Source organism: Caballeronia sp. LZ033 (assembly GCF_031451265.1).
In the GTDB taxonomy this organism is placed as follows: Bacteria; Pseudomonadota; Gammaproteobacteria; order Burkholderiales; family Burkholderiaceae; genus Caballeronia.
The window spans coordinates 1,294,856-1,307,234 of record NZ_JARUXQ010000004.1 but is presented as its reverse complement, the minus strand read 5'-3'; the positions used below and the strand labels follow the sequence as shown (position 1 = coordinate 1,307,234).

Sequence of the window (12,379 nt, the reverse complement as noted above, 5' to 3'; positions counted from 1 at the left end):
CGTGACAACGTCTTTTTCCAGTACGGTCGAACCGGGCGGCGCCCGGACCTTCGACGCGGCCGTTGCAGGTAACGACGGCGTGCTGGTGCTCGACGCCGCTCAGCGGTGCCTGTCGGCCGACGCCGTCTTTGCTCATCTCTTCGATCTGGATTCCGCTTCACTGAACGGCCGTACGCTGGCGGAAACGCCGTTGCCCGGTCCGCTTGCCGCCGTGCTCGGCGAAGTCGCCGACGCCGCGCTGGCCGGCAACGGCACGCGTCGCGCGCAGGTGAGCATCGGCGCGGACGCCGGGACGCGTTCCTTCGCGATCATCGCGCTGCCGGGTCAGGATTGCGTCACGCTGATCGTGTCGCCGTCGGCGTCGGAACGGGGTGAAGAACACGTTGACCGTGTGGCGCATCTGCGCGCCGAGGCCGCGCTCTTCATGCGCGATCATGTGCTGTCCATCGTGTCGCATGATCTGCGTGGTCCGCTGAACGCCATCCACAGCTGGGGTTATGTACTCGAGCGCAAGGTCGACGCGAACGATCCCGCCGCGCAACGCGCGCTGGCCGGCATTCGCTCGGGCGTCGAGCAGCAGGTGAAGCTGATCGAGCGGTCCGTCGATACGACGCGCGCCGAAACCAAGGCCCTGCAGGTCGCGCTCGCGCCGGTCGCCTTGCGTCCGTTGCTGGAGCAAAGCGCGGCGTTGGCGCGTGCGAGTGTGGCAAACGCGCGCGGCGTGACCATCGAACTGGATACGCCGCTCGCCGAAGAACAAGTGGAAGGCGATGCAGAGCGCCTTCTGCAAACGCTCTGGCTGATGCTGGCGTTTGCCGCCGAGGCAAGCCCGGCCGGCGCGGCCGTACGGGCGGCCAGCAACATCGAAGGCAGCATGTGGCGGACCGATGTGCGCTTCACCGCGTCGGCGCAGGCGCTCAGCGATACAGCTTCCCCTCATGTGCTCGAAGCGTTCGCGCGCCGCCAGGCGCTGGAACCGCGTGAAGGCGGGCGCATCGCGTGGGGGCTCGCTTTGTGCAAGCGCGTGTCCGAGGCGCATGGCGGCGGCTTCGAGCAGAGCGACATCGCGGATAACGCCGAGGTTACGTTGTCGGTGCGCATTCCTGTCGCAGGGATGTGAATTTACTTTCGATTTGCTGTCGCCTCTATACTGACGCTTTCCACTTTCGAAGAGAGTTGCCTTGGCTCAGGTCGTTGCGCTGATCGGCGCATTGTTGCTCGTCGCGTTGAATGGTTTTTTCGTCGCGGCGGAGTTCGGGCTCGTCAAACTGCGGCCCACGCGCGTCAAGGCAATCGCGCGGACCAACGGCCTGCCGGGCCGTCTGCTCGCGAAGGTTCACGGGCAGCTCGACGCCTATCTGTCCGCCTGCCAGCTCGGCATCACGCTGGCTTCTCTCGGTCTCGGCTGGATCGGCGAACCGGCCTTCGCGACCTTGCTGCATCCGCTCTTCGCGCTGATTGGCGTGGAGTCGGAAAAGCTCATCGATTCCATCTCGCTGTTCTTCGCCTTCACGGTCATTTCATTCCTGCACATCGTCGTGGGCGAACTCGCGCCGAAGTCGTGGGCCATCCGCCGCTCGGAACAGGTGGGGCTGTGGCTCGCCATGCCGCTGTACGGATTCTACTGGCTGATGTATCCGTTCATCTGGGTGCTGAACTCGAGTGCCAACTTCGTTTTGCGTCTCTTCGGCATGTCGGAGGAACACGGTCACGACACGCATTACTCGACGGATGAACTCAAGCTGATCCTGCGCGGCCGGCGGCACGGCGGCGCTTCCTCGTATAACGAGGACGAGTGGAATACCATCGCGCACTCGCTCGATTTCAGCCGCATGACCGTGTCCGACCTGATGCGCCCCGCGCACGAACTGGTCGGCTTGCGCAACGACCTGCCGATGCGCGATAACCTCGCCGTGATTTCGCGGCATCGCTTCTCGCGCTATCCGCTGTTCGCGGATGCGTCGGGTGAACGCGTGATCGGCATGATTCATTTGAAGGATTTGCTTCTCGCAGGCGACGGCCAGGGGCGCGGCTTCAACTTCCATCTCACGAAGCACGCCGATAAGCTCGATCAACTCGCCCGTCATGTGCGGCCGGTGCAGTATGTGGCGCCGAACCTCTCGGCGCTCGAACTGTTCCGCCGCTTTCGCAAGGGCGCGCCGCATCTGGCCATCGTGGGACGCAAGGGCGCGAAGCCGATCGGCTTCATCACACTCGACAACCTGCTCGGCGCGCTCGTCGGTCAGATCCACGACGAGTTCCGTCAAGGCGATGCGGACTGGTCGCGCATGGACGACGGCACGCTGATGGGCAAGGGCAGCTTGCCTGTCGTGTCGCTGGAACGGGCGCTGGGTATCGATATCGACGAAGGGCGCGCGGAGTCGGTCGGGGGTCTTGTCATCAATGCGCTGGGCGATCTGCCTGGCGAAGGGCAACGCGTGGCGTTCGACCAGTTCGATATCGTGGTGAAGAAGATGAAGGGGCCGCGCATCGTGCTGGTGCGGGTCTATCCACGAGAAGAAGCGCTCGAAGAAACGGAGTGAGCGTGCAAGGTTCTGACATGGCGCATAGGCACGCTTGCCGTTGAATCCGGTCTCAACATCATTCGACGGTCACGCCGGTTGATGGATTCATCGACCGGTTGACGCCTGCACGCACGCAGAGTACTTCCCGTCAGGTGCTTGTCTGCGAATTGTCGAATAGTGTCGCTGGTTAAGTCATGCGACAGGGTCCGGATACGATAAGAACGAGAAATACCCTGACCGGCATCGCTCAGTCTTCGCGGCTCAGCACGAGTCTCTCATCTCTTGTCCAAGCGTGATTCGCATGCGCGACTCAGGATGCTTCCGCACGCGAGCGCCATCGATCTGACGTCGGCCATGGCTGCCTTGCGCCCCCGGAATCTCCTTGGCGCGCTTGACGTGATGCTCGCTCGGGACCTGCCGTCTGTTAGCTGCGTGGGAGCGCAATTCATGCCGCAAGCCAAAGTCGATGAAGAGACACGCCCGAAAAATGCAGCATCGCTTGGAGCTCGGCGCAGCAGGCGTCGAACTGTTCCCGAAAGTGCAACGCATGGTGTGTTCGGTCATGCCTCGACTGAAAGCCACGAATCGGATCAGGACGCGGACGAGGGCAGTGCTGATCTACCTGTCGGCGCGCAGGGCGGCTTCATCGAAATTCTGATGCCGTTGGCGGGGCAAATGGCGTTCGAAATCGTGACGGCGCTCTTTGCAGGCTATCGCGACATGGAAGGTGCCTATGGCGACCTGCAACGCATGTACGCGCGGCTCCGCTCATCCGAAGAAGAAGACTGGACCCGGATTCTCGAAGACCTGAGTGCTTTCATGCGCAGGTGCGCGCCATTGCTCCCTGAAGCAATGCGCTCGAAAGTCGCCGCGACATGCGACGCGCTCGATCAGGTGGATCGGCTCTGGCATCTTTGCCTGTCGCTTCGGCAGACGATCGACAATCCCGATCTCGCGTGGCACGACAAGGCTGGACTGCTCTGGTCCGCGCTCGCTCGAGACGAGAACACGGCCTTTGCGCTACCGGATGCTGCCAGCAGGTGGATTGCTTATGCAGCCGAGGCTCAGAAACAGTTCACGACATCCTTGCAAGCTATCCAGTGTTTCGAAAGCCGGTGCAAAGCGGCGGAAAGCGGCGGTCCCGACGCGATTGACGCACTCCGGTCCGAGATTGCAAGGAGCGCATCCGGATTGCCCAGGCCGCTGCAGAACTTTCTCCACGACTTGCCGGTTGAGAGCAAGTTTTGGCCGGCCTATCGCGACAAGATGGGTCGGCTACGCGAGCACTTCGAGAAATTGGGCACGGTACGCAGCGTTTCCGAGGCGTTGCTGGGCATTAAAGCGCTGATTGCGGAGGGCTTGATCGACATGCAAGGGTCTTCCCCTTCATGCGGTCCGGGTCCTGATGTCGCCATCCAGATCAGCCAATGGTGCAAAGACTTGACCAACCTTCGTGTCGTTCTGAGCGGCACGCTGACAGCCGAAACTGCGATGGATGCGCTGGCGCAGGTCAGTGCGGCGCTTGACCTGTCCACCATGAGGCAGTTGCTCGGCGAACGGCTCGCCGGATCGCTTGGGCTGGCCACACAAGTGCTTGCTGGGCTGGGCGAAAGCTTCGGCTACCGTCGGGGAATCCATGGGCGCCTGGTCGCGGAGGTCGACCGCGACGTGCCGCTACTGAAGAAGCTCAAGCGCCTTGCTCGCCTGATATCGCAGTCCACGCTGATCCCGGAGGATATCCGCCCGGATCTCGTCGATGTGCCCCAGACGCTTGACACACTTGCAACCGCGCTGTCTTTCGGTTCCATGGACACGCAACAGCAGATGATGGAGCAGATCGCGAAAGGGCTGGACGCATTGAAGGAGCTTGTGGAACGTCCCTTAGTGCGGAAGTCGATGGGTGTCGAAGCGAGCATGCACATTGCACGCGTGATCGAAACGATTTCACAGGCGCTGGACATTGCAGGTCTGCTGGAGAAGCAGCTTCATCACGAAGCCACGTTCGAAACATTCTTGCGCGACTTCATGAACATGAGGGGCACCGGGACTGCGCTCTCCGAGTCGCTTGAAGAGGTTTCGGGCCTGGCCGACTCGATCCTGCAATCGCTGGAGCCGGACCGAAGCGCGCACAGGCTCGATTCGGCGGACGCGGTCTCGAAGGTCGGGAAGCTCGGCGCGCTGGTGAGATGGCTCGGTCATCCCGATGCCGGGAAACTGGTTCTGTCAGGCGTGCCTGCTCGACATAAGGAGGCTGCGCAGAACGCCATCAAGCTGTACCGCGAGATCGTTCGCTTTCCGGCCTTGGGGTCCTGGGACAGTCAGCGTGTATGGGTGCGGGAACACCTCGTCAAAGCGGATACGCTGCAACTGCTGATGGGTGCCGACGGAGACAGAATGAAGCGCTGGCAAAGCGCTTTGATCCAGAACGATGCTGCACTCATGCTGTTGAAGCGCCTCCTGCCGTTGATCAACAGCAACAACCTGACGGTGTCCAGTGTCCATTCGGCATTGTGTTCTCGCGAAGCCGTTGGCGTTGCACGGCAAGCGCTGTCCGCTGGCTTGTTCTACGTCGACAACACGGTGCTCTACGGTGTCGGAACCGTGGTGGAGCAGGGCATTGGCCTGGGTATGGCATTGAGCGACCCGGATGCGGCGACTCGCCAACGCACCGTGGAGGCGGTCCTTCAGGCACTCGAGGGCATGGTCCGGAGCGCGATGGCGAGATCGCTCATCGCGGCGAATCCAGGCATGGCGCTACTTGCAGACGCCTTGTATTCGATCATTTTCAGGCCAATGCTATGGACGCTTCTGACTGACGATGCGAATGCGCCGTCGGGACGGGAACAACAGTCATACAAAGACCTCGCAACGACGCTTGCTCGAGATTTTCTCAACGGTCGCCCGAACGCCATGGAAATCAAGGAGCGGCTCAAGCGATTCGCCTCGACGTCTCCGGCGCTGGAGGGATCGATACGCGCGGGTATGAACATCCTGGAGGGGATGGGTCAACGCATCTGGGAGGTTCATCTCGCCCTGGACGTGTATCTGCTGCTGTTCGCCGGCGAAGCAGAGCGCGTAGAGCGACAGCGGACGCTTGCCGCCACGCTCGAGACACTGCGGGCACACGGTCATGAATGGGCCGGACCGCTTGCCACGCTCGCTCCGTTGCTCTCCGATCTCTACGAAGCAAGAATGCTCGTGAAGCGTGAACTGCCGGAGGCGGATACGTGGTTCGAATGGAGCGCCAAGCTGAGTTCGATGCTGGCGGAGAGCAATGCGCCGCCTGTCTTTCGGTTGAGAAAAGCGCTTGCAAACCAGGTGGCGACTTCGCTTCGGAACGGATTTAACCGTCTTGTCGAACCTCGCTTGATTGGAGAAACAGGACATGGCGTCAAGGCTGATTTCCTTTTTCCCCGGGCGGATTCACAGTACGCGGCGTGGATCGCGCTGGCTCCAAAATTGGGGCGCGTGGCTGGCCCTCTACTCAAACGGGCAGCAGAGAGGCTCCAGTTACCCTTGATCAGCAGCGCAATCGCGCGACTACACGGTGCGCAGCCGAATGAAACCAGGTTGTCGGAATGGGGCTTGGCAACTGAATACGAGCATCGCGATGTTGCGTTGTCGGAAGAGGACAGGGTAATCACAGCGGAGGGCGAGCCGGACCCTCGGGGCCTCTACTACAAGGGGGTCAGACGTTATATCCGGGTAGAAGGCAAAACGTTCGGCATTGCATTCGATAACCACTTCTCGATCATCCGTCTCGTGAAGCCGGATGACTCGATGGACGCTGGACACTCTACCGGCCCCGCCATTGTTTTCCGTGATGGGCACTGGCTCATCACAGCTATCCACAAAATGCATGGGGGTGCGGACGATGGCGCAACCGAGGAACAGGCACGCATCGAAGCCGAGTCCCTCCTGCGAGAAGTTCAAGCGCTGTTGGACGTCATTGAGTCAGGCACCTGCGAATACGAAGATGCCGACGCTTTGAGGAATGCACTCCCAGACTTCCAGCTTACTTGCGAGCAGCTCGAAGCGGCGGTACGGGCACTTTCGCAGCCCACATTACCCTGGACGGCAATCGGCATGGGTGTCGGACTGTCGGTGCTCGGCCTGCTGTCACTTACCTATTACTGGTACACGTCCCGGTCACCGTTTGAGGAGCCGGGTCTGCCTCGACAGGACGTATCCGTGAACCGGAGGCAGGGTTTCAATCGGATGTTCAACCTGCCACTGAACGTCGTGTCGCAAGTCTGCAATAGAAAAGATCGAGTTCAGACAGACCATGCCGATGCGGTCTCGCTGAGACCGTTGGCAACAGACGCATCCCAGATTGTTGAAATGCCTCTCGTTTTTTTCGGGATCCGCGCCGACTCCGGCAGCATGTGATCGCGTCGCGAAGTATGCGGGCGTCGCACTTCTCGTATCGGGCGGGCTCGTGATCCTGGGAAGCTGGGGATGGGGACGCTTATGGTATCGGAGTGAACCCGAGCCTTCGAACGACAACGTCGAAGTTCCGCCCACACAGACCTCTGTCACGCTGTCCGACAGCGCGGCTCCGACTGGTTTGGAAACGCCGCATCCGCTGGAAAAGCGCGCATTGGAAGATTGGGAAACGCAGGGCAATCGTTCCGAACTCGAACTGTTCCTGGATCAAGAAACCGGATGGGATCTCGGTGATGATTTCGTCACGATGCCAGGAAGCATTGACCACGTGCTCTGCGTCTGTTCCGGGGGGGCGTACTACATTGTCGTCAATGCCAAGAACCACAAGATCACCAGGCCGCAGCGGGTGAGCTTCGAAGAAGATCCTTTCCAGATCGAGCCTTCGATCACCCATATGGCGAATCTCTTGCTGCGAGCAGGCACCCCCAGAGCGGTGGTGTATAGCGAGTCATTGGGATGGCGTTTCTCTCAACAGTGGAACAGCGGAACTTATCCCGAGATAACGCCGGAAGCGCCCCTGAATTACTTTGAACATGCCGAGGCACAGAACCCGAAAAGCTCTCCGAGCTATTGGCTCAACGCGTTTCTGCAAGCGGCGGATGGATCTGCAGCTTATTCGGGAGCTGGAAAACCCGCAAGAAGAAATGTTGCCGACCCCAAACGCCTGTTCTGGACACCGCAGTCTGGAAATCTGGTCAAGGCAAACAAGGCGTATTGGCCGATTACATGGTGGAGGCTGACGCCGTCCGGATCGGGACGGCAAGCGTTGTACACCGCGGCGGGACACGTCACTCACGGAAAGGCCAATAGTGACAAGACGTTGTTTGTCTATGATGAACCTCGAGGCTGGATGCCGGCAGTCTTTGCGAACGGTGAAGTGCACGTCTTTCACACGCTTGAAACCTTTCACAGGTTCGCTGCACGTCATCGCAGGACAGTTAAACCGCTGTTGTTGCCGTCCACGAAACCACTTGCCGACCAGGTTATCGATCGCAGATTGGCGGTATCAGGCGCAATTCCGAATTGCATGGTGTTTCGGGGAGGTACAGATCTGGGGCACGGTGTCTTTTCGGTTGTCGACAGTGCCTGGAATACGGTGGTGACCAAGAGCTACTACTATCGGAAGGACGATTGCTATCGAAAACTCGACTTGAAGGAATCGAGTCATGAAGATGGTCCCATTGCAAGCAGCGATCTCGCGTTATACGGGCATATCGGATATGAATTCGAACACGAGCCATACCTGCTGCACCTGGTGTTCAGTAAAAGGGAGGGACTGCTGCCGTCCATCATGAATGACCAGGGAATGCTGGACGGAATGCGCACGGTTGCAGGCGCAAGCAATACGAGCGCCTCGCCGTTGCTGTTGGAACTGGCTCGCAGATTTGGCAGCGAAGGAACCTATACCTACGCGGGACAGCTGCCTGGGAAGGACGGAAGCCTGTATCACGATCTCCTTGGCGAGCCTTCGGAACTCAAGATGTTCCTGGCTGGAAAGTACTGGCCATTCGAATGGAAGAATGCATCTGAAGGCGTCGTTCATGTTTCTTTCAGCGATGGGAGCCCGTATGACGTGCGGTTGTGCCTGAACGACCGGAACTGGACGCCGGAGTGGGGAGGGCGGCCCACCCCGCCATGGCTCACCGAGTGCCTGAAAATCATGATGTCTCAAGGACGGATGGGAGTCAGGTTGGTTGGAGAGGCAGAGAAGCAATGGGCGAGGCGTCCATTGATGGATGCGCCGGAAGTGCTCCGGATCGTGTCGGTGTGCCTGAGCCGCCTTGAAAAAGAAAACAGAGCAGGCCGTTCTGACGAGAGTTGGATATCCGTCATGATACTCAGTACGCAGCTGCTTGCATTTTTTGGTCGCGAAGTCAAAACCGGACTCACGAATCTTGAATTCTCCCCGCAGGTTCTTGTTCAGTTGAGCAGGATTCTCGCTGGGGAAGACGTCACGGAACGTATCGACACCGCAGCGATGGACGACGCAGCGGATCCCACAAATTCAGTCACCGCACTTGAGGAAATCGACGGAGAGTTGAAGGATATCGAGGCTCAGCAGGGCAATCTCTCTGAGTCGATTACCACGACCAAAGATGTCCTGAAGAAAGCGATTCATATTCTGACGGGGAAGCCAAGCCAGATCTTCAGCGATGTAAGTTTTGGAGATAAGCTGATACTGGCGAGCGAGGTGTTGTGGGACTACTTGCTCAAGTCGAACGATCAGACGCATAACTTGATTTGGGCAAAAAAATATCTCTCCTGGCTGACAAAGACACACAAGGAGCTGGAAACAAAGAAGAATGCCTTGAAGGATCGGCGCGAGCAACTTGGGTCGGAAGACGATTACAAGAGAACATGGCAAGCATACAGAGCGGGTCTCGAGAGGGGAAAATCGTTCGAAAAGAAATACTCGTTCCCGATCGATTGGAAGTCGCAACGTGACGACGTCAATCAACGCACACTCTGGGCTCAGTATTCCGGCGCGCTGGCCGAAGTCGCGCTCAGATCGCAATCAAGGAAGCCGCGCGGCGAAAACAATGAAGCAGCTGACGCCGAGGCGGACTCGGCAAGCTATTTCTTGTGGAAGCGATACTCGGAGATATCAAGATTCCAGCAACTGATTGGTGCCGTTGGCCAGAAGATAAAAGACAAAAAGATCCGGCCAAAAGGCCGCTATACGGATATAACAGATTGTGTCCAGTTTGCGTCGGACATCATCTACGAAGAAGATTCGAACGAAATTGAATTCTGCCACACGGATCTTGCGCTCTTGGCTGTATTGATCTACACGATCAGTACAACGTCGAAGAGTCTCGACAATATTCGAGAGCAGGATCACGAGGGCTTGCGCACTGCCTTCCTGGAACAAAGTCAGATGTTGCACCCTTATGCGGTGCTTCCCAGCAAACCTCAACCCTATGTGTCTCTTGCAGAGGTCAAGCCGTCATCGCTGATGGGTTCAGGTAACGAGCGTTACGAAAACTACAAGAAACAGTTTGATAGCTACCGGGAAGCAGGGCTCTCGTACGATGCTGGCGTGCTGGTCAGAAGCGGGTTGGAAAACGTACAACTTCGCTACGAAAACATGTATGACATCCGGACCATAGTGAATCTGGACATCGATTGGGTCGGTGCGAAGAGTCGGGCGCATTTCATCAAGCTGAGAGACAACTCATGTCTGTTCTATTTCATTTCAAAAAGCGTGACAACAGAAGGATTGCCCGAGCGTTGGAGCACCAGGATTGAGAAGAGTGTTACCGAGTGGAAAACCGGCATGGAATGGATGCCGGCAATGCCGATGTCGGCTAACGATGTACGAGACTATGGCGAGGCACTCAAGGCCATGCAGTCTTATCTTGGTGAAGCACTCTCCAATCTCACGGCCCATGGAAAAGGGCAAAGCGTATATTTTGGTGAAGTCAAGTATAAGGTAGACGACAAGGCGGAATCCGGCGGCCCTGAGTACCAGTTCACCACCACGCAAGAAAAGATCAGGGTGCCGGAGGGTACTGTCCTCGGCACTGAACTTGTGCCTTATCTGCTTCGGGAAACGGAGCGGGACCTGGACGCCATGACCGACCTGCTTTACACCTCAATGCTTGAACTCTCGCAGACAGACAAGTGGATCGGTTTCTTCGTATTGTTCTATAGCGAAGTCCGCAAAGCCAGTCTGGACAAGAACTACAGGGTCGATCCGTTCGCGATTCTCGTGGACGTCACCTCCCTTCTTCTGACCGTTATTCCCAGCGCTCAGGCCACGGCTCAGATCGTCAAGGGAATCAGGCCAATGTCGATGTGGACGCTTGGCATACGCACTGGCTTGCACGGACGTCAGTTGATCAATCACGTGACCGCCCAGATACCGAAAAAGGCGATGCTGAAAGTTGGCCGAGAGGTTGTCAGCATGCTTTATGAGCTGTTCTTTCCCTTCAGCTTTCCGTTCAATACACTGACGCTCAATTTCAGGGGGCTGATTTCAAAGAACCGACTGCTTATCATGCCCCGGTCTCCATTCGAGATTGTTTCGGATATACACCTCGTCAAAGGCTTCCTGGACAATACCATTCTTCCCGCGAAGATTGCGGCGCTGGGGAAAGCGCCGGCGAAGCCAAAGGGAAGAGTTCAGCGAGTCGGGCCTGAAATCTACCGAAGCGAGATCACCGTCACGGTCAACGAGAATCCATACGCGATCTACTACATCAAGGTCAAGGAAGACTATTACGAAATCGAATGGGACCCAAATTTCTTCCAGGCCTCTCTATCCAATCACTCCGCGCCGTTTGCACCATGGCTTCGCCGAAGGTTTGCCGACTGGGTCGAAACCACATCGCCCAGAGGCGGCGGGGGCTCGGTTTCGCCGATGTGGGCAGGCCCTGGCGTCGACCGGACATCGGATCAGGCAAAAAGCAGGGTGCAGGAACTGCGCCGTGCAAAGAGCGATGCACTCACGCTGCTGCGCTCGGCGCGGAATGTCGCGACGAGCGATGCGTCGGACATTCAAGTGAAGGTACAAAAGGTCTTTCAGATGTTCTGGCAGGACGCCGGTGAGGCGGCCATTCACAGCTTCGCGAGCAATGTGGCGAATATCATCGGATACCTGGCACAGGTCAGCGTTTCAAACGATGTAGCCTACTTGAACAATCAGGAAGGAGCGTGGCTGTCCGCCATGCCGGGCTCGGCTTTCGATCTTGCGCAGACGCGCGATGTGGCCGCTTCGATCAACGGGAACGACGTGGACGCTGATCACAATCAACAGGCTGGTGCCATAACAGGTCCGGGATTCGTCAGCGAAAACAGGATTACCGAGCCCACTCGATTCATTGCGCGGTCAGAGATCATACCGATGGCAATACGGGACGATAACTTTGATGTATCGGCCTATCAATACGACGTCACAGCGTATCTCGTGCGAGCGAACGAGCTCTGTCGGAACGTGATCCGGGAAGGATTCGTCGCGACGACGAGCAACAGAAGATCCCTTCGAAAGTGGGATGCACTGTTGGCGTCGGAGCCGCTGCGTCTGGCAACGCTTTCGGATGCAGACAGACAGTTGTTCATCGATCAACTGTCGCAGACATATGGAATCTTTTTGTTCGAGGGACAGCCGCGAAGCGCAAGACCTTCAGCGGCGTTCGTCGAAGCGGGTTCGCGGGGATGGAATGCGACGGGCGACGAGGTGGGCGTGGATATCTCCAGCCTGCTCAGAACAGATCGCACGCTGTCTCCCGGAGAGAGCGCGACGGCCGCAAGGGCGGCGGACCCCGATCTGTTTTCCTACCTCGTCATCGTGCTGAGCGACATCAAGGCGGATCCGGCGAGATTCGCCGATTTCACCACGCGGTTCTCACAGGCGGGGGTCAACGATCCCTTGCTATGGAAGTGGTTCCAATGAGACACCGCAAGCC

4 protein-coding genes are annotated in these 12,379 nt (G+C 58.2%); all 4 read left to right on the top strand.

The window, feature by feature from the left end:
* Position 1: 1 nt before the first annotated feature.
* A complete protein-coding gene (locus QCE62_RS33145; protein WP_309927221.1) occupies positions 2-1,120 on the top strand; it encodes a sensor histidine kinase in 1,119 nt (372 codons plus the stop codon).
* A 61-nt stretch (positions 1,121-1,181) separates the two neighbouring features.
* Positions 1,182-2,543 (top strand): hemolysin family protein, encoded by a 1,362-nt coding sequence (locus QCE62_RS33140; RefSeq protein WP_309927219.1) that lies wholly within the window; start codon positions 1,182-1,184, stop codon positions 2,541-2,543.
* Between the two features lie 429 nt (positions 2,544-2,972).
* Complete coding sequence (locus tag QCE62_RS33135) at positions 2,973-6,914, top strand: hypothetical protein (protein WP_309927218.1); 3,942 nt, start codon at positions 2,973-2,975, stop codon at positions 6,912-6,914.
* A gap of 49 nt (positions 6,915-6,963) precedes the next feature.
* Positions 6,964-12,366, top strand: a complete 5,403-nt coding sequence (locus tag QCE62_RS33130; protein ID WP_309927215.1) for a hypothetical protein — start codon at positions 6,964-6,966, stop codon at positions 12,364-12,366.
* The last annotated feature ends 13 nt before the right edge of the window (positions 12,367-12,379 follow it).

Coding starts and splice junctions, on each gene's coding strand:
- QCE62_RS33135 (WP_309927218.1), top strand. CDS start 2,973: ATGCCGCAAGCCAAAGTCGATGAAGAGACACGCCCGAAAAATGCAGCA.